Below are 23,561 nucleotides of genomic sequence, written 5' to 3' on the forward strand. Positions count from 1 at the left end.
ATGTGGCGCCGTCGAGTGCGCCGTTCCCGACTCCACTGTCACGTGCTCCGTCCTTCTGGTATCCGCTCTCCCCGCACCCACTCCCCTGAGGGCCGCCCTCCGCCCGCTCCACTCACCCGCGGCCCGTCCGACGTCCTGCGGTCGGACGGCTTCGGCCGGTTGAACTGCGCCGCGAGCAATGCGGTCAGGGCGAGGGCGAACCCGAGGCACTGCAGCAGGCCCAGGGATTCGCCCAGTACGACGCCGAGGATGGTCGCGACCAGCGGAGACAGCAGCACCAACGGTGCCGATGCACCTACCGGCAGCTTTCCGATCCCGCGGAACCACAGGGTGTACGCGATCAGCCCGCCCATGCTGCCGAGCCACAGGTAGCCGACGGCCGATCCGGCATCGATCCCCTGCGGCACTCCCTCGACCGCGAGGGCGAGCGGAAGCAGCAGCAGGCCGCCGAAGGTCAGTTGCCAGCCGGCGAGGGTCAGTGGGCCGACCCCTGGGGGACGACCCCAGCGCTTGGTGAGGACCACCCCGCCGGCCATGGTGGCCGTACCGCCGAGGCCGGCGAGTATCCCGACGGTGTCGAGCCGGGCGGCCGGCCCGAGCACCACGCAACCGACGCCGACCACGCCGATCACGCCCCAGATCAGCCGCCAGGTGGTCGGCCGGTCGCGGAGCACCACGACACCCAGCCCCGCGACCAGCAACGGCTGGACAGCGCCGAGGGTGGCGGCGACACCACCGGGAAGCCGTTCGGCAGCCAGGAACAGCAGGGGGAAGAAGACACCGATGTTGAGCATGCCCAGGAGGGCAGCTTTCCACCACCAGTCGCGGCTCGGCAGCACCCGGCTGATCGCCAGCGCGAGCAGCCCGGCGGGCAGGGCGCGCATCAGACCTGCGAACAACGGATGCCCGGGCGGCAACAGCTGAGTGGTCACGGCGTAGGTGGTGCCCCAGGAGACGGGGGCGAGAGCGGTCAGCCCTACGGTCGCCACCTGCTGCGCGGACGAGGTCCGCGACGGGCCCGGCGACCGCCCGGTCGGGGAGTTGATGGGACGCATCTGCATGGCATGCAGTCTCGCCAGCAGGCGTCCATGTCTCCAAAGCATGGTTGCGATGGCAACTATGAAAGAGAACCATTGTCCGGATGGATATGCAGCAGATGCGGTACGTCGTCGCCGTCGCCGAGACCCGCAACTTCACCCGCGCCGCCGAGCGCTGCTCGGTGGTGCAGTCTTCACTCAGCCACCGGATCGCCGCCCTGGAGCGGGAGCTCGGGGTCAGGCTGTTCGCCCGGTCGAGCCGCCGCGTCGAACTGACCAGCGCCGGAGCGGCGTTCCTCGACGGCGCGCGCGAGTGCCTCGCTGCCGCCGATCGCGCGGTCGCCGATGCCGCCGCCGCGACCGGCGCGGTACGCGGCCGACTCGCCGTCGGCGTGATCGTGACCACGGCCGCCATCGACGTACCCGAGCTGCTGCAGCGGTACCGCGCCGCGCATCCGGACGTCCATGTCGTGCTCCGGTCCGGACGCAGCGACGAGCTGACGGCGGCGATCCGGAACGGCGAGCTGGACATCGCCTTCCTCGGCCTGCCGGAGGGCGAACCGCCGCTCGGCGTGGAAACCGTCGTGCTCGATCACGACGAACACGTACTGGTGGTGCCGGCCGGACACCGACTGGCGAGCGCACCCCGGGTCGAACTGCGGGATATCGCCGAAGAGTTGTTCGTGGACTTCGCGGCCGGGACACCCGGCCGCACCCAGTCCGATCAGGCGTTCGCCGCCGCCGGCTTGGTCCGCGAGGTCGCGTACGAGGCGGGCGTCGTCGAGTTGATCACCCGACTGATCGCGCGCGGACTCGGCGTCGCACTGCTGCCGTCGGCGTTCATCCGGCCACTGGCCGCCGGGGATCCCGGACTCTCACTGGTGCCGGTGGCCGACGGGCCGCATCGCGTCGAGTACCTGGCCTGGAGCCGGTTCAACCCCAGCCCGGCCACCCGGGCGATGCTCGACGTCCTCGGGGTCGGGGCGAGGGCGGGACGTACCGCGGGAGCGGGTCCGCACCCGGCTTGAGGGCAGCCACGGTCAGTCCCGTTGCAGGCGGTCCGCCAGGCCCGCCTCCTGGAACGCCCGCACCACGTCCTCCCGGGTCTCCGTGAAATGGGCCCAGCTGTCGCAGTGGGCCGGGACCACCCGGCGGGCACCGAGGAGTCGAGCGGCGCTCGCTGTGCCGCTGCCGTCGAGCACCAGGAGGGCGTCGTCGAGGACCGGCATGCGGGGTGCGCCGGCGAAGAGGACAGCGGTGTCCACGGGGGCACACCGGGCGGCGATCTCCTCGACGATGCGCAGGGAGGCGTTGTCGCCGCTGACGTAGACGCCGGGCAGGTCGGCGGAGGTGAGCAGGAAGCCGGTGACCTCACCGACGAGCGGTTCGCAACCTTCCGGGCCGTGCAGGGCGGGGGCGGCGGTCACGGTGACCACACCGCCGTCGGGGCGGGGCAAGTCGACGGACTGCCAGGGGGTGAGCGGCTCGGTGGTGCCGCCAAGGCGCTCCGCAGCCGCGGGTGTGGTGAAGGTGCGGGGCACGCGGGTGAGCAGGGACCGGCCCGAGTGGTCGAGGTTGTCGGCGTGCTGGTCGTGGGAGAGCAGGACGATGTCCACTGGGCCGAGTTCGGCGGGGGTCATCCGGGGCGGGGCCGTCTTGGTCAGGGTCCGGCCGCTGGGCGAGGGGTAGTCGCCGGGGCCGTCGAAGGTCGGATCGGTGAGGAAGCGGACTCCGCCGTACTCGATGAGCACGGTGGGACCGCCGAGGACACGGACGGGGATCCGCTCACCGGCGACGGACCCAAAAGAGCCGGAAGAGCCGGAAGACCCGGGAGACACAGCAGCCACAACCCTTCACCTCATGGATAGAAGTGTTTTCATCCGTGAGAGACGCTAGTCCTTCCTCACGGATGAGCGCAAGCCGTACCATGAGACTTGTGAAAGAGAGCGATGAGCCGCCCCTCCCCCTCGCGCCCGGCGCGGAGCAGTACCCCGCCCTCGACCTCGCCAACAGCGCCATCACCCTGCCCGGCGGCCAATCGGCCGACCTCCTGGGCACGCCCGGCGAAGCGCAACGCTGGCTGGTGGACCGTGCACTCGCTCCCACCGACACCGATCTGCACCAGACCTGCGCGGACCGGCTGCGCACCCTGCGCGGACACATCCGCAGGGTGCTCGCCTCCCAGGTCGAGGGACGGCCCGCCCCGAGTGATGCCCTGACCGCCCTGAACGACGCACTCACCCACGCCCCGGCCGCCTCCCTGCTGCACTGGGCCCCAGACCGCGGGCTGTACCGGGCCGCGGCCCACCCCACCACCCAGATCGTCGAGCACGCCCTGGCCGTCCTCGCCGCCGACGCCGCCGAGTTGCTCACCGGAGCCGACGCCGCGCGCCTCACCGCCTGCGGCTCACCCCCGTGCAACCGCTACCTGCTCCGCCACGGCCGCCGCCACTGGTGCTCCACCCGGTGCGGTGACCGCGCACGGGCGGCCCGCGCCTACGCCCGCCGCACCGGCCGGGCCGGAACGGCCGACCGAACCGGCTGAACCCAGCTGCCGACAGCACCCCTCCCCGCCAGCGTGCCGCGCACGGCGGCGTTCACGCCCTCGGCCATCATGGAGCGGCCACGCTCGTAGTCCCGGCCGCCCGGCTGGACGTCGTCGGCGTCGACGAGTCCGGTGACGCCTTCCCTGTCCACGCTGATGGAGATCCGCACGACACCCCCCGACCAACCCTACGTATTGTAGGTTCCCAACCGCCGACAGCCGCAGGGCCATCCACGCGCCCATCGCATACCCGCTCCGCCGCTTCACGCAGCTTTCCAGATGACGCACACGACTCATACGACTGTTCACGGGGGACTCGTGCAGGACACCGAAACCGGACCCGGCGAACCCGTCTGCGTACGCAGCCTCGCGCCGACGCTGACCCTCCTGGCCGTCAGCCTCGCCATCGCCGCCGTCGGCGTGTACGAGCTGTGCGGCTTCGGATTGCACAGCCTCGACCGACGCCCGCACCTGTTCAGCGACGGCCTGGCCACCGCGGGGGTGATCGTCGCCGCAGTGGCGGCCGGAGCGGCCGCGGGCAACCTCGCCTGGCTGCTGGCGGCGGCCCGGCGCCGCACCGCCGATTGACGGATGGGATGCTGTGCACCGACTGTGTGCATCCCGTGTCCATGCTGTCCTACAAGATGTAGGGTCTGCCTTGCCCCGTCCCCTTCTTCCAAGGTGACCAGTCACCATGCCTGCGAGACAGCCGACCCTGATCTCCTCACAGGTGCCCGCTCGGCACAACCCCCGCCGCAGCATCCGCCTGCTCCCGACCCGCTTCCGCCCGGCCGGCGGCAGTCGGCTGCGTAGCCGCGCCGCCGCGGCCACCGTGTGGTACCTGCGGCTCATGGTGGTCCTGAACCTCGTGGGGGTCATGTCGCTCCCCTTCCGCGAGGAAGTGCACGAGCACAACGCGGGCGAGTTCTTCACCCCCTACCTGGCCACCGCCGGACTGGTCTCGGCGGCGCTCGCACTGTTCCTGGCGGTGGTGATGCGCCGGCGCAAACGGGCCGCCTGGGTCTTCAACCTCCTCCTGGCCGGCCCCCTGTTCTGCCTCTACGCCGTGGCCCTCACCCGCGCCCCCTTCCGCGAACACCCCTTCAACTGGCTCTCCGCCTCCCTCACCGGCCTGTTCGTCGCCGCCCTGCTCATCGGCCGGCGTGAGTTCGAAGCCATCGGGGACCGTTACAACCCGCGCCTGGCCCTCGCCGTCGGTGCGGGCGGCACACTCGTCAGCGGCACCCTGGGCACCTTCCTGGTCCACGCGACCAACAAGCTCCCCGGTGCCTCCCTCACCGACGAGATCGCCTACACCCTGGTGCGCGGAATCAGCGTCGGCCCGCTCGCTGACCACGCGTCCACGGTGGACGCCCCCCGTTGGGCGGATGTGATCGTCAACATCCTGATCGCCGCGGTCTTCCTCCTCGTCCTCTACGCCTGCTTCCGCGCCCCGCGCGGGGAGTGCCTGCTCTCCCCACAGGACGAGGAGCGGCTGCGGTCCCTCCTCGACCGGCACGGCGACCGCGACTCCCTGGGCTACTTCGCCCTGCGCCGCGACAAGGCCGTCATTTTCTCCCCCAGCGGCAAGGCCGCCGTCACCTACCGCGTCGTCAGCGGTGTCAGCCTCGCCTCCGGCGATCCCATCGGCGACCCCGAGGCCTGGCCCGGCGCCATCGACGCCTGGCTCGCCGAGGCACGCCGGCACGCCTGGACACCCGCCGTCATGGGTGCGAGCGAGGAAGCGGGCACGATCTACGCCCGCCACGGCCTGGACGCCCTCGAACTCGGCGACGAGGCACTCGTCGACCTCGCCGACTTCACCCTCGAAGGCCGCGCCATGCGCGTGGTCCGCCAGGCCCACAACCGGGTCAAACGGGCCGGCTACACCGTTCGCATCCGCCGCCACGAGGACATCCCCGACCAGGAGATGGCTCTGCTCGTCGACCACGCCGACCACTGGCGCGACGGCGCGACCGAGCGGGGCTTCTCCATGGCTCTCGGCCGCCTCGGCGACCCGGGCGACGGCCGCTGCGTCATGCTGGAGTGCCTGGACGCGAACGGCGCCCCCCGCGCCCTGCTCAGCTTCGTCCCCTGGGGCGAACAGGGCCTCTCACTGGACCTGATGCGCCGCGACCGCGACTGCGAGAACGGCCTGATGGAGTACATGGTCGTGGAACTCCTGCTCCGCGCGAAGGAGATGGGCATCCAGCGCGTCTCCCTCAACTTCGCGATGTTCCGTTCCGTCTTCGAACGCGGAGCCCGCCTCGGCGCGGGCCCCGTCCTGCGCCTGTGGCGCTCGATCCTGACCTTCTTCTCCCGCTGGTGGCAGATCGAGTCCCTCTACCGGGCCAACGCCAAGTACCGGCCGGTCTGGGAGCCCCGCTTCCTGCTCTTCGCCAAGAGCAGCGACATTCCGCGGATCGGCCTGGCGAGCGCCCGCGCGGAGGGGTTCCTCACGCTCCCCGGGATGGGGGGCCGGTCGTAACCGGCGTGGACACCCGGCCCCCGGGGTCGTTGCACGCCGTCGGCCCGGGCCGCCCGCACGGCTCGGGGTATCCGCACGGGGACGTCAGCCCCCGCCGCGCACGCCCGCGCTCTCCGTGGCGGCCCCGCCCACCGTGAAGCCGATGACCGCCCCGCCGCCCTCCCGCCGGGAGGCGAACGGCGCTCCGCCGTGCGCCAGGGCGACCTCGCGCACGATGGACAACCCGAGGCCGGACCCTGGCAGGGAGCGCGCGTCGGCGGCCCGGTAGAAACGGTCGAATATGCGCATCAGGTCGCAGTCGGCGATGCCGGGGCCCCGGTCCAACACCTCCACGCGCACGGTGCCCGGCCGCGCCGGGCCGGTGACCCTAACCTCGATCGGCGCCTCACCGCCCCGATCGAACTTGGCCGCGTTCTCCACCAGATTGGACATGGCCCGCTGGAGCATTCCGGACCGCCCCTCGGCCGTCGTGTCACCGCTGGCGCGCAGCACGATCTGCCGGCCGGTGCGGCGCTTGGCCAGGCCGACCACGTCTTCTGCGATGTCGGCCAGGTCCACCCGCTGCGGCGGCTCGCTGTCGGACTGCCCGGCGGCCAGGTCGACCAGCTCGTTGACCAGGTCGGTCAGTTCGCGGGCCTCCTGGGTCAGGTCGGCGACCAGTTCCTCCCGTGTCGCCGGCGGCAGTTCGTCGATCCGCCGCAGCAGGGAGATGTTGGTGCGTAGCGACGTCAAGGGCGTCCGCAGTTCGTGCCCCGCGTCCTGGACCAGCCTGCGCTGGTCCTCCTCCGACTGCGCGAGGCGCCCCAGCATGCGGTCGAAGGCACGGCCGAGGCGCCCCACCTCGTCCAGTCCCGCAACCGGCACCTCGATGCCCAGCTGCCGGGTGCGGGCCACGTTCTCGGCGGCGGAGGTGAGGATCACCAGCCGCCGTGTGATCCGCCGGGCCAGCCACCAGCCGAACAGCCCGGCGGCCACCACGACCGCCGACATCAGGATGAGCGTGCGCTGCTGCAGCGCGTGCAGGAGATCCTCGGTGTCGCTGAACTCCTGCGCCACCTGGACCGCCCCGCGCCCGCCGCCGAGCGAGACGGTGGCGATGCGGAACACGTCCTCGTCGACTGGTACGTCCTTGTACTGGACGACCGCCCCGGCAGGCCGTGCGGTGGCCATGGACGTGTCCTGGGCGGTGACGGGCAGCACGGGTCTGCCGTGGTCCACGATCTGCCCCCGCGCGCCCAGCACCTGCACATCGGTGCGGGCCGGCCGCACCAGGTCGTGCCCGGGACGCGCCGACGAGAAGTCCTCCGGGCCCATCTGGTGCTGCCGCACCTCGTCCCGCACGTCCTGTACGACCTGGGTGAACACCGACTGCTGGTCGACGCGGACCAGGCGCGCCGCGGATCCGTAGGACAGGATGCCGACGAGGATGGTGACGGCCGCGGTGACGGCCGCGAAGGAGACGGCGAAGGTGGTGCGCAGGGAGACGAGCTTGGGCCGGTGCAGGACCGGCAGCCGCGGCAGGCGGCGCACTCAGTCCTCCCGCAGCACGTAGCCCACGCCCCGCACGGTGTGGATGAGCTGCGTGGCCCCGCGCTCGTCCAGCTTGCGGCGCAGGTAGCCGACGTACACGGCGAGGTTCTTGGAGCCGGGGCCGAAGTCGTAGCCCCAGATCCGGTCGTAGATCGTGGAGTGGTCGAGCACGATGCCCGCGTTGCGTACCAGCAGCTCCAGCAGCTCGAACTCGGTACGGGTCAGCTCCAGCTCCCGCGTGCCGCGCCAGGCCCGGCGCGCCTGCAGGTCCATGCGGACGCCTGCGGCCTCCAGCTGCCGGCCGGAGACCTGGGCGTCCGTCCGACCGGACTCACCGCCGCTCGCCCCGGGAACCGGGCTGGTGCGGCGCAACAGGGCGCGTAGCCGGGCGAAGACCTCCTCGACGTCGAAGGGCTTGACCACGTAGTCGTCGGCTCCGGCGTCCAGGCCCGCGATGCGGTCGGCCGTCTCCACGAGCGCGGTGAGCATGAGGATCGGGGTCCGGTCGCCCTCGGCACGCAGCACCCGGCAGACCTGCAGGCCGTCGATGCCCGGCATCATCACATCGAGCACGAGGACGTCCGGCGAGGTCCGGTGGGCCTGCGCCAGTGCCTCGACGCCGTCGGCGACCGCCGTGACCTCGTACCCCTCCAGGGTCAGGGCACGCTCAAGGGCATTGCGGATGGCACGGTCGTCTTCGGCGAGCAGCACAGTCTGGGGCACGCCTCCAGTCTGCCAAGGCCCGCGGCGGTCCGGTCGGGGCGGGCGGGCGTACGATCGGCCTTTTTACCGGCCTCTCACCGTCACAGGGGCAACCCGGGTCGGCCCCTGCCGTCCTCTTTGCCGCGTCCGGCCGGTTCCCGGGCCGGCCCGGCACGGTGAAGAACGCGTGCGGACCCCACCGCCCAGGTAGGCGCGGGTCGCGGACGCCACCGTGGTGAACCCGACCCGACCGGCCCGGCTCAGAAGCGACCGGCCCGGCTCAGAACGCGTACGCGTCCCCGGTGGCCAGGACGAGCACCGTCAGCCGGTCGTTCGACCGGTCCTTGTCCAGCACGCCCCCGTTCCACGCGGTGTCCACCTCCAGCATCACCTCCGACGGCCGCTCCCTGAGCCGTACCGCCACGCGCACCTGCTCCCCCGCCCCGTCGGCGGCCAGCGCCCCGGTTCCGCACAGCACCGTCCGGTCGTCCTCCCGGACGCACCCGGCGGGCAACTGCTGCCGGTCCGCCAGCACTGCCGACCAGCGCAGCCGGACGGTGGCGTCGGCGACCGCGGCAGGTCCGTTGTTGCGCGGGGTCAGCCGCACCTCCACCCGGTCCCCGTCCATCACCGCCGACCCGTGGAACGCCAGGTCCGCTTCGGGCAGGGGAGCGGCCACGGCGGGCCCCGACCCCAGAACGGCGCCGCCGCAGATCCCCGGCAGCACCCCGAGCAACACCGCCGACCACACCCGTGTCCGCATCCGCACGCCGCTCACCACTCCTCGCCGTCTCACCATCGGGTTCCCCGTGTGTTGTACGGATGTATGCCACGCGAGTCGCTCGCCAGGCGCCTTCCAACAGGTGACGGGCTCCCGGCGCGGTCGCAGCGGCCGCGTCCGGGCATGCGAGGCTGGCGACATGCCGGTCCTCCGCTCCGCCGCCCTCTTCCTCCTCGCAGCCCTCTTCGAGATCGGCGGCGCCTGGCTGGTGTGGCAGGGGGTGCGCGAGCAGCGCGGCTGGCTCTGGGCCGCCGGCGGAGTGCTCGCCCTCGGCGCGTACGGGTTCGTCGCGACCTTCCAGCCGGACGCCCACTTCGGGCGCGTCCTCGCCGCTTATGGAGGGGTCTTCGTGGCCGGATCGATCCTGTGGGGCGTGGTCGCCGACGGCTACCGGCCCGACCGCTGGGACATCGCCGGGGCGCTCATCTGTCTGGCGGGGATGGCCGTGATCATGTGGGCGCCGCGGAACGGAGCCTGAGGCTCGCATACGCTGGACGGGACCGTCCCCGGACCGACCCCAGGAGCAGTCCATGGCCACCGCAGTCCCGTCCGCCGCATCCCGCATCGCCGTCGTCACCGGTGCGAGCAGCGGCATCGGCGCCGCAACGGCCCGGCAGCTCGCCGAGTCCGGCTACCGCGTCGTTCTCACCGCCCGCCGCAAGGACCGTATCGAGGCCCTGGCCGAGGAGCTGACCAAGGCGGGCCATTCCGCGGTGGCGTACCAGCTGGACGTGACCGACCGCACGGCCGTGGACGAGTTCGCGACCGCCTTCACGACGATCGGTGTCCTGGTCAACAACGCGGGCGGCGCCCTCGGCGCGGACCCGGTGGCCACCGGCGACCCGGCGGACTGGCGCACGATGTACGAGACCAACGTCATCGGCACCCTGAACCTCACCCAGGCGCTGCTCCCCAAGCTGGTGGCGAGCGGCGACGGCGTGATCGTCGTGGTGTCCTCCACCGCCGGCCACGGTACCTACGAGGGTGGCGCGGGCTACGTCGCCGCCAAGCACGGCGCCCATGTGCTCGCCGAGACCCTCCGTCTGGAGATCGTCGGCCGGCCGGTGCGCGTCATCGAGATCGCGCCCGGCATGGTCAAGACGGACGAGTTCGCCCTGACCCGCTTCGGCGGGGACGCTCAGCAGGCGGCCAAGGTCTACCAAGGCGTCGCCGAGCCCCTCACCGCGGACGACGTGGCCGAGACGATCACCTGGGCGGTCACCCGCCCGAGCCACGTCAACGTCGACCTGCTCGTCCTGCGCCCGCGCGCACAAGCCTCCAACACCAAGGTCCACAGGGAGCTGTGATGTCCGAGAACGACTCTCCGGCGAACCGGGACCTCACCGCGGGTCCCGACCCCGATCTGGAGAAGCGCCGTCTGGCCCAGGAGACGAAGGACGAACGCAAGGTCTGGTACTTCCTGGCCTACTTCCTCTTCGGCATCCACTTCGTGGCGTTCGTCATGATCTACGCCGTCCGTCACGCGAAGTAGCACCGCCCGGCCGCGAACCGGCGCGGGTCGGTAGACCTAGTGCCGCAACAGGCGACGTTCGCCCCGTCGCGGCACTAGCCCTTCACACAGACGACCTGCTTCAGCTTCGCCACCACTTCGACCAGGTCCCGCTGCTGGTCGATGACCTGGTCGATCGACTTGTAGGCACCCGGGATCTCGTCCACGACGCCGGAGTCCTTGCGGCACTCCACGCCCCGCGTCTGCTCCTGGAGGTCCTTCGTCGAGAAGCGCCGCTTGGCCGCGTTGCGGCTCATCCGCCGACCGGCACCGTGCGAGGCCGAGTTGAACGCGTGCTCGTTGCCGAGGCCCTTGACGATGTACGACCCCGTGCCCATCGAGCCCGGGATGATCCCGTAGTCACCCGAACCCGCCCGGATCGCACCCTTGCGGGTCACGAGCAGGTCCACGCCGTCGTACCTCTCCTCCGCCACGTAGTTGTGGTGGCAGGAGATCTCCGGCTCGAAGACCGGTTTCGCCTTCTTGAACTCCTTACGGACCACGTCCTTCAGGAGCGCCATCATGAGCATGCGGTTGTACGTGGCGTACTCCTGAGCCCAGAACAGGTCGTTGCGGTAGGCCGCCATCTGCGGGGTGTCCGTGACGAAGACGGCGAGGTCGCGGTCGATCAGGTCCTGGTTGTGCGGGAGCTTCTGGGCCACGCCGATGTGGTGGTCGGCGAGTTCCTTGCCGATGTTCCGGGAGCCGGAGTGCAGCATCAGCCAGACGGAACCGTCCGTGTCCGTGCAGACCTCGATGAAATGGTTGCCGCTGCCCAGCGTGCCCATCTGCTTCGTGGCACGCTCCCGACGGAACCGGACTGCTTCGGCGATCCCGCCGAACCGCTCCCAGAACCCGTCCCACCCGCTGGTGGCCAGCCCGTGGAACCGCCCGGGCTCAACCGGGTCCGCGTGCATCCCCCGCCCCACCGGAATCGCCTGCTCGATCTTCGACCGCAACCTCGACAGGTCCCCGGGCAGGTCGTTGGCCGTCAGCGACGTCCTCACCGCCGACATCCCGCACCCGATGTCCACGCCGACCGCGGCCGGGCACACCGCGCCCCGCATCGCGATGACCGACCCGACCGTCGCGCCCTTGCCGTAGTGCACGTCCGGCATCACGGCCAGGCCCTTGATCCACGGCAGGGTGGCCACGTTCTGGAGCTGACGAAGAGCCACGTCCTCGACGGCCGCGGGGTCCGTCCACATCCGGATCGGTACCCGGGCACCCGGCATCTCCACGTACGACACGACTTCCCCATTCCCCCGAAAGCAATAACAAAGGATCAAAAACAGCACAACGCAAAATCAATGACGAGTCCGCCGAAAAGGCACCACGGGCCAGCGGTCGCGGCGATGCGTGCGATACACATTGTCTCCGGGGGGCGCCCCGCCGGAGCAAGCGAATAACCAGCGGGGACACTGGAGCACCAGGCGAACTGCCGCCCTGGACCACCCACCGTCGAGAGGAGCCCGACCGTGCAGCGGAAGGCGTACGCAACCGGTACCGCCGCCCTCCTCGCGGTACTACTGGCCGGCTGTACGAGCGGCACCGGGGGCGACGGCTCGACGGACGACGCCAATCCGGGCGACGGCGGCACGACCGCAGCCGCCGCACAGCCCGGCAAGTACCGCACCCTGCCCGAACCCTGCGGTGCGGTCGACCACGACGCCCTCGACTCACTGCTACCGGGCATCGCCCAGATCTCCGACCCTGACCAGCGGGACAAGGCCTACCGGGGCAAGGCCGCACTGACCTACGACACCGACCGCAAGGTCGGCTGCCGCTGGAAGGTCGAGTCCGCCCACGCCACCGACCGCCTCTCCATCGACTTCGAGCGCGTGGTGTCGTACGACAACACGGTCAGCGACGACGACGAGGCGCAGAAGCTGTTCCAGCACGAGGAAACGGCCGCCGGCCTGCCCCATCCGGGCAGCGGCTCGGCAACGCCCCCGTCCCCGACCACCGCTGCGGCCTCCACCGGCACCGCGAGCGACACGGCGGCTCCCTCGCACCCGGCCTCCTCCGGCACCGCCTCGGCACCGGCCTCCGCCCCCGCTTCCGCCCCGGCCTCCGGGTCCCCCTCCGGCTCATCCTCCGGTGCCCTCCCAGCCGACCTCCAGCCTCGCGCCCTCTCCGATCTCGGTGACGAGGCGTACCTCGACGACCAGCTCGGCACCTCCGGTCCGACGGCCGCACAGCGGACGGTGACTGTGGTGTTCCGCACGTCCAACGTCATCGTCACCATCCAGTACGAGGAGCAGCCGACGGCCACCGGAACGGTTCCGAACAGCAAGGAATTGCAGGACAGGGCCCGTGATCTGGCCTCCCAACTGGCCGACGCACTCAACGGTTGAGGGGTGTGGGCCCCGCCACCGCCCCCCCCCGCAAAGCGCCCGAACCGAAAACGCACCGCTCCTTCACCGCGTACCGTGGCCCCGCAGGAACCCGCACGATCATTCGAGTCATGAGTGAAGGAACCATGCAGCGAGCAGCCCAGCGAGACGACCGTGCCCAGGGGGTACCTCCCACGCTGTTCAGGCGGTGGGGAAGTGACCGGCGAGCCGAGCACCTTCGCCGTGCCCTTGTCTGCGCGGCGGCCGTTCCCGCGTTGCTGATCACCGCCGCATGCTCTTCGGGCTCGGGCGACCCCAAGGCCAAGGACACCGGCAAGGCCACCCCGCAGCCCGCGGCAAGCAGCGCACAGCCGTCGGCGAGCGCGTCCCCGACCCTGCAGCCCGCCGTGTACAAGAAGCTCCCCGATCCGTGCTCGGCACTGCCGAAGAAGACCCTGGTCGATCTGGTACCCAAGGGCGCTAAGTCGGGCAAGAAGGGGAAGATCGACGACCCGTCGTCGCGTTCCTCCTGTTCCTGGAGCAGCCTGGACGACAACGGCGTCAAGGGTTCCCAGTTTCGCTGGTTGAGCGTCTCCCTGCTGCGTTTCGAGTCGGGCGTCGTCACCGGCTCCGCCAACGAGCAGGCCCGCACGTTCCTCAACCAGCAGATCGACAAGGCCGAGAGCACGGCCAGCGACTCGAAGTCCAGCAAGCAGTCGGTGAGCGGGATGGGCGACGAGGCCTACCTGGTGCGTTACCACGAGAAGCGGAAGGAAGGCGACTTCAAGGACCAGAAGGTCGTCGTCCGCCTGGAGAACGTCGTCGTCACGCTCGACTACAACGGTGCCGGGCTCGCGGGCGACAAGTCGCCCGACCCCGACGACCTGTCCAAGGCGGCGAAGAAGGCCGCGCAGGACGCGGTGTCCGCGGTGTTGGCCGCCAACGGCAAGGGCACACAGGCGAGTTCACCGTCGACCTCCTCCGCCACCCCGTCCCAGACGGCGTCGAAGTCCCCCTCGCCCAGCGCGTCCGCGTCCGCGTCGGCCACCAAGAAGGGCTGACCGGAAGGTCTCAACGGGACATCGGAAGCCCCTACCGGCAGCACGTTCCCCACACACGTGTGCCACTCTGTTGCGCGCAACAACACGCAAGGGGAGGGGAGTACGAGTGGCCGCGCCACTGCAGCTGACCCGGATGCACCGCGTTCTCGTCGGCGTTGTCGTGACCGGCGCGTTGATCATCGCCGGCATCGGCTTCGCCGGTTCGTACGCGGCCGTCCGTGAGTTGGCCATCAAGAAGGGCTTCGGGGCCTTCTCCTATGTGTTCCCGATCGGCATCGATGCGGGCATCTGCGTCCTGCTGTCCCTGGACCTGCTCCTGACCTGGATCCGCATCCCGTTCCCGCTGCTCCGCCAGACGGCCTGGCTCCTGACGGCGGCGACGATCGCCTTCAACGGAGCCGCCGCCTGGCCGGACCCGCTGGGTGTGGGCATGCACGCGGTGATCCCGGTCCTGTTCGTCGTCGCCGTCGAAGCGGCCCGCCACGCCGTCGGCCGGATCGCTGACATCACGGCCGACAAGCACATGGAGGGTGTCCGCATCACCCGCTGGCTGCTCTCCCCGCTGCCGACGTTCCTCCTCTGGCGCCGCATGAAGCTGTGGGAACTGCGCTCCTACGACCAGGTCATCAAGCTGGAGCAAGAACGCCTCGTCTACCAGGCACGCCTGCGCTCCCGCTTCGGCCGGGCCTGGCGCCGCAAGGCCCCGGTGGAGTCCCTGATGCCACTGCGCCTGGCGAGGTACGGCGTGCCGCTGGCGGAAACGGCTCCCGCGGGGTTGGCGGCAGCGGGAATCGAGCCGGCCCTCCTGCCCCCCACACCACCCGTGGCCGCCGTGGCCCCCGCCGCCGCGCACGGCCGTGCCGTGGCACCGGCACCCGACGCGCAGTCGGCCGCGGCCCCCGCTGAGCAGTATCCCGAGCCTCCCGTGGACGAGGAGAGCCCCTGGTTCCAGGCTCAGCGCGAGATCGAGTACCACGGCGGCTACGACCCCGCCTACGAGCCGCCCCCGGACCCGCAGTACGAGCCCGAGGAGCAGTACGAGGAGTGGTACGAGGAGCAGCCTCCCGAGCAGTTCCAGCAGCCCTTCCCCGAGGAGACCGGAAGCTTCCCCATCCCGGTGGGCCCGAACCGCACCCGGGAACTCGGTGGGGGCAGCGGCCCCCAGGAGCCGGAACCGGATGAGGAGGCCTACTACCAGGTCTTCCGCAAGTCGATAGACGGCAGCTACCCGACCGCCGGCCAGTTCGGCGGCGACGTGGAGGCCACCTTCGGCATGACGCTCCCCCACCGCGAAGCCGAACGGATGGTCAACCGCTTCACCAACCGCCACACGGCGGAGCTGCAGGAAGACCACATCGCCTGAACCCGCATGACAGGACCTGACCACCGCATGCAGAAGGGGCCCCGGAAGAGGGCCCCTTCTGCATGCGGATGCATGTCATGCCATGCCGGTCGGCGCCGGTCCGCGCCAGTCGGCACGCACCCCTGTGGATTCACGCGGATCCGCAGGGGTGCATATGGGTCGTCGTGCGGTCCTACCCCCCGAGCAGGGCCCGCACCCGGTCCTGCCCGACCGCCAGCAGCAGCGTGGGCAGCCGGGGCCCGGTGTCCCGGCCCACCAGCAGGTGGTAGAGGAGCGCGAAGAACGAACGCTGAGCCGTCTTGATCTCCGGCGGCAACTCCTTCGGCGTCGCATCGGCGGGGAACCCGGCCTGGACCTTCGGCACGCCGTACACCAGGTGGGTCAGCCCATCCAGCGACCAGTGCTCGGCGAGCCCGTCGAGCAGCAGCCGCACCGACTGCCCGGACGCCTCGTCGAGGGACTTCAGCAGTTCGGCGTCGGGTTCGTCACGCACGATGGTCCGCTGGTCGGCGGGCACCTGCGTGTTGATCCACGCCTCGGCCCTGTCGTACCGCGGCCTCACCTCGTCCAGCGAGCCCAGCGGCTGGTCCGGGTCCAGCTCGGAGAGGATGCGCAGGGCCTGGTCCTCGTGCCCGGCGGTGATGTCGGCGACGGACGCGAGCGTACGGTACGGCAACGGATGCGGCGTCCTGGGCAGCTCATCGGCGGCAGTGCCGACGGCCCGCGTGTAACCGGCCACGTCCGCCGGCAGGGCGGAGCCGTCCGCGACCTTCCCCGCCAGCTTGTCCCACTCGTCGTAGAGCCGCTGGATCTCCTGGTCGAAGGCGATCTTGAAGGACTGGTTCGGCCTGCGGCGGGCGTACAGCCAGCGCAGGATCTGCGGCTCCATGATCTTCAGCGCGTCCGCCGGAGTCGGGACCCCGCCGCGCGAGGACGACATCTTCGCCATCCCGCTGATGCCCACGAAGGCGTACATCGGACCGATGGGCTGCTGCCAGCCGAAGATGCCGACGATCTGGCCGCCCACCTGGAAGCTGGACCCCGGAGACGAGTGGTCCACGCCGCTCGGCTCGAAGACGACTCCCTCGTACGCCCACCGCATCGGCCAGTCGACCTTCCAGACCAGCTTGCCGCGGTTGAACTCGCTCAGCAGGACCTTCTCGGCGAAGCCGCAGGCGGTGCAGGTGTACGACAGTTCGGTGGAGTCGTCGTCGTACGAGGTGACCGTGGTCAGGTCCTTCTCGCAGTGGGCGCAGTACGGCTTGTACGGGAAGTACCCGGCGGAGCCGGAGCTACCGTCGTCCTCAGCCGCGGCGCCGGAGCCCTCCGCGGCCTCCAGCTCGGCCTCGTCCACCGGCTTCTGCTGCTTCTTGGCCGGCTTCGGCTTGGTGCGGTACTGGGCGAGGACCGCGTCAATGTCACCGCGGTGCTTCATGGCGTGCAGGATCTGCTCGCGGTAGGCGCCGGAGGTGTACTGCGCGGTCTGGCTGATCCCGTCGAACTCGACGCCCAACTGGGCCAGGGACTCGACCATCGCGGCCTTGAAGTGCTCGGCCCAGTTCGGGTACGCGGAGCCCTTGGGCGCCGGTACCGAGGTGAGCGGCTTGCCGATGTGCTCGGCCCAGGTCTCGTCGACCCCCGCCACACCCGCCGGCACCTTCCGGTACCGGTCGTAGTCGTCCCAGGAGATCAGGTGCCGGACCTGGTGCCCGCGCCGCCGGATCTCGTCGGCGACGAGGTGCGGGGTCATCACCTCACGGAGGTTGCCCAGGTGGATGGGACCGGACGGAGAGAGTCCGGACGCGACGACGACGGGTTTGCCCGGGGCCCGGCGCTCCGACTCTTCGATGACCTCATCCGCGAAACGGGAGACCCAGTCGGTGGTCTCGGTGCTCTGAGCCACGATCGGCACGTCCTCTTGGTGTCTGAACCCAGTGAATCTGGATACGTGTATTGGCCCCTCCATACTCCCAGACGGCCGCGCACGCGAAAAACGGCTTTACCCCCCATGGGATACTGATCGGGTCTATCCATCCCCACGAGGAGAACGGCACCCATTCCTATGGCCTCGGTCACGTCCCTCAGCGATTCCGTCCAGCAGCACCTCGCGTCCGCCCTCTCGGCCACGCTGCCGGAGGCCGCCGGCGCGGACCCGCTGCTGCGACGAAGCGACCGGGCCGACTTCCAGGCCAACGGCATCCTGGCCCTGGCCAAGAAGGCGAAGGCGAACCCCCGGGAGCTGGCGGCCCAGGTCGTCTCCGAGGTGGGCACCGGTGACGTGATCAAGGACGTCGAGGTCTCCGGCCCCGGCTTCCTCAACATCACGGTCGCGGACCGGGCGATCACCGGGAACCTGGCCGCGCGGTACGCGGACGAGACGGGTCGCCTCGGCGTGCCGACCGCCGCGCACCCCGGCACCACGGTGATCGACTATGCGCAGCCGAACGTGGCCAAGGAGATGCACGTGGGCCACCTGCGGTCCGCGGTCATCGGCGACTCGGTGGTGCAGCTTCTCGCGTTCACCGGCGAGAACGTGATCCGGCGCCACCACATCGGCGACTGGGGCACCCAGTTCGGCATGCTCATTCAGTACCTGGACGAGCACCCGCACGAGTTGGACCACAAGGCCGCCGAAGTGACGGGCGAGGAGGCGATGTCGAACCTCGACCGCCTCTACAAGGCCGCGCGGAAGAAGTTCGACTCGGACGAGGAGTTCAAGACACGCTCCCGCCGCCGGGTGGTCGACCTGCAAGCCGGCGACCCTCACACGCTCGCCATCTGGCAGAAGTTCGTGGACGAGTCGAAGATCTACTTCTTCTCCGTCTTCGAGAAGCTGGACATGGAGGTCCGCGACCCCGACATCGTCGGCGAGTCCGGCTACAACGACATGCTCGCGGAGACCTGCCGCCTCCTGGAGGAGTCGGGTGTCGCGGTCCGCTCCGAGGGCGCCCTCTGTGTCTTCTTCGAGGACATCAAGGGTCCAGACGGCAACCCGGTCCCGCTGATCGTGCAGAAGTCGGACGGTGGCTACGGCTATGCGGCCACCGACCTCTCCGCGATCCGTGACCGCGTCTTCGGCCTCAAGGCCAGCACCCTGCTGTACGTCGTCGATGCCCGGCAGGCCCTGCACTTCAAGATGGTCTTCGAAACCGCCCGCCGGGCCGGCTGGCTGAACGAGGACGTCAAGGCGCACCAGCTGGCCTTCGGCACGGTCCTCGGCAAGGACGGCAAGCCGTTCAAGACGCGTGAGGGTGAGACGGTCCGTCTGGTCGACCTCCTGGACGAGGCGATCGACCGGGCGTCGGCCGTGGTCCGTGAGAAGGCCCAGGAGCTGTCGGAGGAGGAGATCGCCGAGCGGGGCGCCCAGGTGGGCATCGGCGCGGTGAAGTACGCGGACCTGTCGACGTCAGCGAACCGGGACTACAAGTTCGACCTGGACCAGATGGTCTCGCTCAACGGCGACACGTCCGTGTACCTCCAGTACGCGTACGCCCGTATCCGGTCGATCCTCCGCAAGGCCGGCGAGGTCCGTCCGGTCGCCCACCCCGAGCTGGACCTGACGGAGGCCGAGCGCGCCCTCGGCCTGCACGTCGACGCGTTCGCGCAGACGGTGGCGGAGGCGGCGGCGGAGTACGCCCCGCACAAGCTGGCCGCGTACCTGTACCAGTTGGCGTCCCACTACACCTCGTTCTACGACAAGTGCCCGGTCCTGAAGGCAGAGACGCCGGCGCAGGTGGAGAACCGCCTCTTCCTGTGCGACGTCACCGCCCGCACCCTCCACCAGGGGATGGAGCTGCTGGGCATCAGGACGCCCGAGAAGCTCTGACACACGTCCCTCAGGGCCTGCGGAGACCGTCTCCGCAGGCCCTTTCTCCGCAGGCCCCCTGAGGAAGTCCGGCGCCGGGCCGGAGGATTGCGTCTCCCTCAGTTCGACTGGTGGAGACGCGTCGCCGTCCGAACGAGGCCGGCGACGGCCCGGGACCGGCTGTGCGGTGGCCACGCGACCACCGTCGTGACCGTCGGCGCGTCCAGGACCGGCACGGCGGCGAGGTCGCCGCGCAGTTGGGCCCGGCACGACTCCGGCGCGATCCAGCAGGCCCGGCCCAGCGCGATCAGCTGGGTCAGCTGCCCGTGGTCCCGGGCCTGCGGACCGGGACCGTCCGGGTACGTCCCGCCCGGGCCGGGCCAGCGCGGCATCGGCAGCCCGGGCAGCTCGCTGACCTCGGCCATCCGCACGTGGGGCCGGCTGGTGAGGGGATGCCCGGCCGGCAGGATCACGACCTGCCCCTCCGAGCAGAGTTCCTCGGCGTCGAACCCGGTCAACGCGTCAAACGGCCGGTGCAGCAGGGCCACGTCGGCCCGACCGTCGTGCAGCAGCCCCGCCTGCTCACCGATCCCGCACAGGAGCACGTCGACGGCGACCGCATCGGGTTCGGCCGCGTAGGCGTCGAGCAGTTTCGCCAGCAGGTCGGTGGAGGCCCCGGCCTTCGCGGCAAGGACCACGCCGGCATGGCCGGCTGCGGCGAGGGCGGCGCGGCGGGTCCGGCGCTCGGCGGCCTCGACGGCATCCAGCGCCGCCCGGGCCTCTCGCAGGAGCACCGCCCCGGCCTCGGTCAGGGTGACCGCGCGGCTGGTACGTTCCAACAGCACCGTCCCGAAACGCCGTTCGATCTGACGGATCGCCCGCGACAGCGGGGGCTGCGCGATCCCGAGCCGTTGCGCGGCCCTCCCGAAGTGCAACTCCTCGGCGACAGCGACGAAATACCGCAACTCCCGTGTCTCCACACCGGCATGGTAGAGCGCCCGGCCAGGTGCGATACCGCAGCGGTATCGCTGCCCACCCGATCGGTGTTGGCCTGCTTCGCCGGGCCCGGGACAGGATCGTTCGTATGAGCGAACAGAAGATCGCGCTGGTGACCGGCGCGAACAAGGGCATCGGGTACGAGATCGCGGCCGGTCTGGGTGCCCTCGGCTGGCGGGTCGGGGTCGGCGCCCGGAACGAGGCACACCGCGAGGGCGCCGTCGCGAAGCTGCGGGCGCTCGGCACCGACGCGTTCGGCGTGCCTCTCGACGTGACGGACGACGCGAGCGTGGCGACCGCCGCCGGTCTGGTCGAGGACCGCGCCGGACGCCTCGACGCGCTCGTCAACAACGCCGGGATAACCGGCGGACTGCCGCAGACACCCACCACGGTCGCCCCCGCGACGGTGCTGGCGGCGGTGGAGACCAACGTGATCGGTGTCATCCGCGTCACCAACGCGATGCTGCCGTTGCTGCGCCGCTCGGCGTCGCCGCGGATCGTGAACATGTCCAGCACGGTCGGCTCACTCACCCTGCAGACCACTCCGGGCGCCGAAACGGGCCCGATCTCGGGCGCCTACGCGCCGTCGAAGACGTTCCTCAACGCCGTCACGGTCCAGTACGCCAAGGAACTGGGCGACACCGGCATCCTGATCAACGGCGCCTGCCCCGGCTACTGCGCGACCGACCTCAACGGCTTTCGTGGCGTCCGCACCCCGGAGCAGGGTGCGGCGATCGCGATCCGGCTCGCGACCCTGCCGGATGACGGCCCGACCGGCGGGTTCTTCGACGAAACGGGGCGGTTGCCCTGGTGACCGCGCGGTGATGGCCATCCGCCGCGTGGGGCGGGTTCGCCACGGCGGGACCCGGCCGGCGGCGAGGCGGTCACGGCTTGCGAGCGATCGCCGCGTGCACGCTGACGTCGGCGTCCGTGACCTCGTTGATGTCCTGGTACTTGATCCGGTCGATGAAGTCCAGGGAGGCGAGGAGTTCGGGGCCCGGGGCCGGAAGCACGGGCGCCGCGCCGTCGGGCCGCCACCGGTGCACGGGGACCACCCCGGGCTCGGCGGGCGTCAGCCCGTTTCCGGCGAAGAACCGTTCCACTCCGTCCTTGGAGCGCAGCACGAAGGTCAGTCCGCTCCGTCTGAAGGACTCCACCACCTTCGCTGTCCCCTCCGGATTGAGGTCGTCGGCCAGGTGGCTGAGCACGAGCCAGCTCCCCGGGGGCAACGCGTCGAGCAGGTCCCGGACGACGCCGTAGGCCACCTCGTCCTCGATGAAGTGCAACACGGCCACCAGGCACAACGCGACGGGCTGGGCGAAGTCGAGTGACCGGGCCGCCTCGTGCAGGATGCGGCCGGGGTCGCGCAGGTCGGCGTCGATGTAGTCGGTCCGCCCCTCGGGTCCGCTGGTGAGCAGGGCACGTGCGTGCGCGAGCACGATGGGGTCGTTGTCGACGTACACCACCCGCGACTCCGGGGCGATGCGCTGGGCGACCTGGTGGACGTTCTGCGCGGTCGGCAGGCCGGCACCGATGTCCAGGAACTGCCGGACGCCCTCCTCCTCCACAAGCGCGGTGACCGCACGGCGCAGGAAGTCCCGGTTGTGCCGGGCGGTGAGGAATCCGCGGGGGTGGTTGGCGATGGCCGCGGCAGCCGCCTTCCGGTCGACCGGATAGTGGTCCTTGCCGCCGAGGAAGAGGTCGTAGACCCGGGCCGGGTGCGGCTTGGTGGAGTCGATCCTCCTCCGCAACTCGGCGGAATCGGGGCTGAGCGCGTCACCCGGCATGGCGTGTCTCCCTGAAAAGTCCGACGGATCGTTCGTCGTCAACAACCTAGTCGTCAACAACCTAACGGCTGGGTCTACTTGGCGGCGCCCACCGCTGACCCCGGTCCGTGGCCGCCGTTTCCGTCGGGCACGTCCGCGTGACCGGAGGTGTTCGCGCACTCCGCGAGGAGCTCCCGGGTGCGGTTCAGCAAGGCTTCCCGCACGGCCTGAGGCTCCAGCACCCGCAGGGGTGTGCCCAGGCCGAGGAGGTAGCGGGCGAGGCCGTCCGGGTCGGGGCCACCGATGTCGACGACGGTGGCGTCGGGCCCGTCCGGGCGGTGTGTTCCGACCGTCGCCGGGATCAGCCGAAGTGCCTGGTCCATGGGGAGCGGGAGGCGGATGGTCGCGGACAGCGGGTACGGGCCGTTGGCGATGTTGCGGGAGACGAGCAGCCCCGGGTCCGGCAGGTCGGTGAGGTCCGCCGGTTCTCCGGTGGACCGGAGCCACTCGACCCGGTCGGCCCGGAACGTCCGCCACTGCCGTCGCGACACGTCCCGGGCGACGAAGTACCAGCGCCGTCCGGTGTGGACGAGGCGGTACGGGTCGACGTCCCGGACCGCGGTCCGCCCCTGCCCGTCGGTGTACGACAGCCGGGCACGCTCACCCCGCCGGCAGACCACGGCCAGCTCCAGCAGCAGGCCCGCCCTGATCTGCGGCCCGTGGGCCCCGGGGAGGCGTACGAAGGCGTCGTCCAGGTCGCCAAGGCGGTCCGCGATGCGCCGAGGCAGTACCTGGCGCAGTTTCAGCAGAGCGGACAGGGCCGCCTGGTCGCTGCCGAGGGCGTCGCTCAGTGCTGCCTCCCGCAGCCCGACGGCGACGGCGAGGGCCTCCTCGTCGTCGAGGATCAGCGGCGGCACCCGCGAGCCGGCGCGGAGGCGGTAGCCGCCCCAGGGTCCTGCGTCGGAGTCGACGCAGTAGCCGAGTTCCCGGAGTCTGGCGATGTCCCGCCGGACCGTGCGGTCGGTGACCTCCATACGTCCGGCCAGTTCGGCACAGGTCCAGGACGGCCGGGAGGACAGCAGGGACAGCAGCCGCAGCAGGCGGGCGGATGCGCTGATCACGGCTCGGAGTCTGGCACATGTCCGGCACGACCAGGACCGGAACTGTCCTGGTCGTGCCCTAGCGTCCTCACCATGAGCACGGACACCACTTCCACACCCGAGTTCCGCTACGTCGCCGTCACCTTCGACTGCCCCGATCCTGCAGAACTAGCCCGTTTCTACAGTGAGTTGCTTGGCCACCCGACGATCTTCAGCAACGACGACTTCGCGCTGATCGGCAAGGAGGGCGAAGCCGGCCTGGGCTTCAACCGACTGGCCGACTACCGTCCGCCCACCTGGCCGGACCCCGCCCAGGAGAAGCAGGCCCACATCGAGCTGGGCGTGGCGGACCTGGACGCCGCCGAGAAACGACTGCTCGGTCTGGGAGCCACCAAACCCGCCTTCCAGCCTGCCCCGGACAGATGGCGGGTTCTGCTGGACCCGGCTGGCCACCCGTTCTGCATCAGCTCACTCGTCTAGTGCTGTGACCGCATAGGTTCACCGGCATGCTGGAGCAATCGGCCCTGTAGGCCTGGCCGGT

Annotated in this window: 24 protein-coding genes; 13 read left to right on the forward strand and 11 right to left on the reverse strand. The window is 70.7% G+C overall.

Annotated features, from left to right (window positions below; all coding sequences use genetic code 11):
• Window positions 1-38 precede the first annotated feature (38 nt).
• Window positions 39-1,055, reverse strand: a complete 1,017-nt coding sequence (locus LK06_RS13265; RefSeq protein WP_078858685.1) for an EamA family transporter — start codon at window positions 1,053-1,055, stop codon at window positions 39-41.
• An 86-nt stretch (window positions 1,056-1,141) separates the two neighbouring features.
• Here LK06_RS13265 and LK06_RS13270 point away from each other — a divergent pair, with 86 nt between their 5' ends.
• Entirely contained in the window at window positions 1,142-2,065 is a 924-nt protein-coding gene (locus LK06_RS13270; RefSeq protein ID WP_039651005.1) for a LysR family transcriptional regulator, read from the forward strand.
• A gap of 12 nt (window positions 2,066-2,077) precedes the next feature.
• Here LK06_RS13270 and LK06_RS13275 read toward each other — a convergent pair whose 3' ends face one another.
• Window positions 2,078-2,875, reverse strand: a complete 798-nt coding sequence (locus tag LK06_RS13275; RefSeq protein WP_174673985.1) for an MBL fold metallo-hydrolase — start codon at window positions 2,873-2,875, stop codon at window positions 2,078-2,080.
• A gap of 89 nt (window positions 2,876-2,964) precedes the next feature.
• Between LK06_RS13275 and LK06_RS13280 the strand changes: the two genes are divergently transcribed.
• Window positions 2,965-3,582, forward strand: coding sequence for a CGNR zinc finger domain-containing protein (locus tag LK06_RS13280; RefSeq protein ID WP_043431902.1), 618 nt, complete (start codon window positions 2,965-2,967; stop codon window positions 3,580-3,582).
• Here LK06_RS13280 and LK06_RS13285 read toward each other — a convergent pair.
• Window positions 3,534-3,752 carry a M55 family metallopeptidase gene (locus tag LK06_RS13285; protein WP_039651001.1) on the reverse strand — a complete coding sequence of 73 codons (219 nt, stop codon included), beginning with the start codon at window positions 3,750-3,752 and terminating at the stop codon, window positions 3,534-3,536. The two genes, LK06_RS13280 and LK06_RS13285, sit on opposite strands and share 49 nt — an antisense overlap.
• Before the next feature lie 148 nt (window positions 3,753-3,900).
• Here LK06_RS13285 and LK06_RS13290 point away from each other — a divergent pair, with 148 nt between their 5' ends.
• A complete protein-coding gene (locus tag LK06_RS13290; RefSeq protein ID WP_039650999.1) occupies window positions 3,901-4,170 on the forward strand; it encodes a hypothetical protein in 270 nt (89 codons plus the stop codon).
• Between the two features lie 106 nt (window positions 4,171-4,276).
• Window positions 4,277-6,070 (forward strand): phosphatidylglycerol lysyltransferase domain-containing protein, encoded by a 1,794-nt coding sequence (locus LK06_RS13295; protein WP_052269834.1) that lies wholly within the window; start codon window positions 4,277-4,279, stop codon window positions 6,068-6,070.
• A gap of 84 nt (window positions 6,071-6,154) precedes the next feature.
• Here LK06_RS13295 and LK06_RS13300 read toward each other — a convergent pair whose 3' ends face one another.
• The 3 genes from LK06_RS13300 to LK06_RS13310 all read right to left on the reverse strand — a co-directional run bounded on the left by LK06_RS13300 (window position 6,155) and on the right by LK06_RS13310 (window position 9,065).
• A complete protein-coding gene (locus tag LK06_RS13300) occupies window positions 6,155-7,600 on the reverse strand; it encodes a sensor histidine kinase (protein ID WP_174673861.1) in 1,446 nt (481 codons plus the stop codon).
• Entirely contained in the window at window positions 7,601-8,323 is a 723-nt protein-coding gene (locus LK06_RS13305) for a response regulator transcription factor (protein ID WP_039650997.1), read from the reverse strand. It lies immediately after the preceding gene.
• Window positions 8,324-8,582: 259 nt separating this feature from the next.
• Window positions 8,583-9,065: a hypothetical protein gene (locus LK06_RS13310; RefSeq protein WP_043431936.1), complete on the reverse strand. Its 483-nt coding sequence runs from the start codon at window positions 9,063-9,065 to the stop codon at window positions 8,583-8,585.
• 157 nt (window positions 9,066-9,222) lie between these two features.
• On the opposite strand from LK06_RS13310, the gene LK06_RS13315 reads away from it, so the two are divergent.
• From LK06_RS13315 to LK06_RS13325, 3 genes are read left to right on the forward strand one after another with little or no spacing between them, the layout of a single operon-like run.
• A complete protein-coding gene (locus LK06_RS13315; protein WP_039650996.1) occupies window positions 9,223-9,561 on the forward strand; it encodes a YnfA family protein in 339 nt (112 codons plus the stop codon).
• Window positions 9,562-9,613: 52 nt separating this feature from the next.
• Entirely contained in the window at window positions 9,614-10,390 is a 777-nt protein-coding gene (locus tag LK06_RS13320; RefSeq protein ID WP_039650994.1) for an SDR family NAD(P)-dependent oxidoreductase, read from the forward strand.
• The gene (locus LK06_RS13325) at window positions 10,390-10,575 is read left to right on the forward strand and encodes a hypothetical protein (RefSeq protein WP_039650992.1); all 186 of its coding nucleotides are present in this window, start codon (window positions 10,390-10,392) and stop codon (window positions 10,573-10,575) included. Before LK06_RS13320 ends, LK06_RS13325 begins: the two co-directional genes overlap by 1 nt.
• 74 nt (window positions 10,576-10,649) lie before the next feature.
• Here the strand turns inward: LK06_RS13325 and LK06_RS13330 are convergent, their stop codons facing one another.
• Complete coding sequence (locus LK06_RS13330; RefSeq protein ID WP_039650990.1) at window positions 10,650-11,843, reverse strand: RtcB family protein; 1,194 nt, start codon at window positions 11,841-11,843, stop codon at window positions 10,650-10,652.
• Window positions 11,844-12,071: 228 nt separating this feature from the next.
• Here LK06_RS13330 and LK06_RS13335 point away from each other — a divergent pair, with 228 nt between their 5' ends.
• The 3 genes from LK06_RS13335 (at window position 12,072) to LK06_RS13345 (ending at window position 15,353) form a co-directional block, all read left to right on the forward strand.
• A complete protein-coding gene (locus LK06_RS13335; RefSeq protein ID WP_039650989.1) occupies window positions 12,072-12,950 on the forward strand; it encodes a hypothetical protein in 879 nt (292 codons plus the stop codon).
• A 110-nt stretch (window positions 12,951-13,060) separates the two neighbouring features.
• On the forward strand, window positions 13,061-13,990 hold the full coding sequence (locus LK06_RS13340; RefSeq protein WP_174673862.1) for a DUF3558 family protein: 930 nt from the start codon (window positions 13,061-13,063) through the stop codon (window positions 13,988-13,990).
• 133 nt (window positions 13,991-14,123) lie between these two features.
• On the forward strand, window positions 14,124-15,353 hold the full coding sequence (locus LK06_RS13345) for a DUF2637 domain-containing protein (protein WP_039651150.1): 1,230 nt from the start codon (window positions 14,124-14,126) through the stop codon (window positions 15,351-15,353).
• A 172-nt stretch (window positions 15,354-15,525) separates the two neighbouring features.
• On the opposite strand, the gene lysS is transcribed toward LK06_RS13345, so the two are convergent.
• Entirely contained in the window at window positions 15,526-17,265 is a 1,740-nt protein-coding gene (gene lysS, locus LK06_RS13350) for a lysine--tRNA ligase (RefSeq protein ID WP_039650987.1), read from the reverse strand.
• A 150-nt stretch (window positions 17,266-17,415) separates the two neighbouring features.
• On the opposite strand from lysS, the gene argS reads away from it, so the two are divergent.
• Window positions 17,416-19,179, forward strand: coding sequence for an arginine--tRNA ligase (gene argS, locus LK06_RS13355; RefSeq protein ID WP_039650985.1), 1,764 nt, complete (start codon window positions 17,416-17,418; stop codon window positions 19,177-19,179).
• Window positions 19,180-19,277: 98 nt separating this feature from the next.
• Here argS and LK06_RS13360 read toward each other — a convergent pair whose 3' ends face one another.
• Window positions 19,278-20,138, reverse strand: coding sequence for a LysR family transcriptional regulator (locus LK06_RS13360; RefSeq protein ID WP_039650983.1), 861 nt, complete (start codon window positions 20,136-20,138; stop codon window positions 19,278-19,280).
• A gap of 104 nt (window positions 20,139-20,242) precedes the next feature.
• Between LK06_RS13360 and LK06_RS13365 the strand changes: the two genes are divergently transcribed.
• Window positions 20,243-20,968 (forward strand): SDR family oxidoreductase, encoded by a 726-nt coding sequence (locus tag LK06_RS13365; protein ID WP_039650981.1) that lies wholly within the window; start codon window positions 20,243-20,245, stop codon window positions 20,966-20,968.
• Between the two features lie 70 nt (window positions 20,969-21,038).
• Here the strand turns inward: LK06_RS13365 and LK06_RS13370 are convergent, their stop codons facing one another.
• Together LK06_RS13370 and LK06_RS13375 are read right to left on the reverse strand one after the other, a co-directional pair.
• Window positions 21,039-21,941 (reverse strand): SAM-dependent methyltransferase, encoded by a 903-nt coding sequence (locus LK06_RS13370; RefSeq protein WP_039650979.1) that lies wholly within the window; start codon window positions 21,939-21,941, stop codon window positions 21,039-21,041.
• Between the two features lie 74 nt (window positions 21,942-22,015).
• Entirely contained in the window at window positions 22,016-23,041 is a 1,026-nt protein-coding gene (locus tag LK06_RS13375) for a helix-turn-helix transcriptional regulator (protein ID WP_078858677.1), read from the reverse strand.
• Between the two features lie 72 nt (window positions 23,042-23,113).
• Here LK06_RS13375 and LK06_RS13380 point away from each other — a divergent pair, with 72 nt between their 5' ends.
• Window positions 23,114-23,500: a VOC family protein gene (locus LK06_RS13380; protein WP_039650977.1), complete on the forward strand. Its 387-nt coding sequence runs from the start codon at window positions 23,114-23,116 to the stop codon at window positions 23,498-23,500.
• The last annotated feature ends 61 nt before the right edge of the window (window positions 23,501-23,561 follow it).

The sequence above is a fragment of the Streptomyces pluripotens genome (assembly GCF_000802245.2).
Taxonomy (GTDB): Bacteria; Actinomycetota; Actinomycetes; order Streptomycetales; family Streptomycetaceae; genus Streptomyces; species Streptomyces pluripotens.

Bases quoted from the DNA above. Each gene is read 5' to 3' on its own strand.
- LK06_RS13365 (WP_039650981.1), top strand. From the start codon at position 20,243: ATGAGCGAACAGAAGATCGCGCTGGTGACCGGCGCGAACAAGGGCATC.
- LK06_RS13380 (WP_039650977.1), top strand. From the start codon at position 23,114: ATGAGCACGGACACCACTTCCACACCCGAGTTCCGCTACGTCGCCGTC.
- LK06_RS13270 (WP_039651005.1), top strand. From the start codon at position 1,142: ATGGATATGCAGCAGATGCGGTACGTCGTCGCCGTCGCCGAGACCCGC.
- LK06_RS13310 (WP_043431936.1), bottom strand. From the start codon at position 9,065: ATGCGGACACGGGTGTGGTCGGCGGTGTTGCTCGGGGTGCTGCCGGGG.
- LK06_RS13295 (WP_052269834.1), top strand. From the start codon at position 4,277: ATGCCTGCGAGACAGCCGACCCTGATCTCCTCACAGGTGCCCGCTCGG.
- LK06_RS13320 (WP_039650994.1), top strand. From the start codon at position 9,614: ATGGCCACCGCAGTCCCGTCCGCCGCATCCCGCATCGCCGTCGTCACC.
- LK06_RS13315 (WP_039650996.1), top strand. From the start codon at position 9,223: ATGCCGGTCCTCCGCTCCGCCGCCCTCTTCCTCCTCGCAGCCCTCTTC.
- LK06_RS13265 (WP_078858685.1), bottom strand. From the start codon at position 1,055: ATGCGTCCCATCAACTCCCCGACCGGGCGGTCGCCGGGCCCGTCGCGG.
- LK06_RS13280 (WP_043431902.1), top strand. From the start codon at position 2,965: ATGAGACTTGTGAAAGAGAGCGATGAGCCGCCCCTCCCCCTCGCGCCC.
- LK06_RS13345 (WP_039651150.1), top strand. From the start codon at position 14,124: ATGCACCGCGTTCTCGTCGGCGTTGTCGTGACCGGCGCGTTGATCATC.
- LK06_RS13370 (WP_039650979.1), bottom strand. From the start codon at position 21,941: ATGCCGGGTGACGCGCTCAGCCCCGATTCCGCCGAGTTGCGGAGGAGG.
- LK06_RS13340 (WP_174673862.1), top strand. From the start codon at position 13,061: ATGAGTGAAGGAACCATGCAGCGAGCAGCCCAGCGAGACGACCGTGCC.
- LK06_RS13325 (WP_039650992.1), top strand. From the start codon at position 10,390: ATGTCCGAGAACGACTCTCCGGCGAACCGGGACCTCACCGCGGGTCCC.
- argS (WP_039650985.1), top strand. From the start codon at position 17,416: ATGGCCTCGGTCACGTCCCTCAGCGATTCCGTCCAGCAGCACCTCGCG.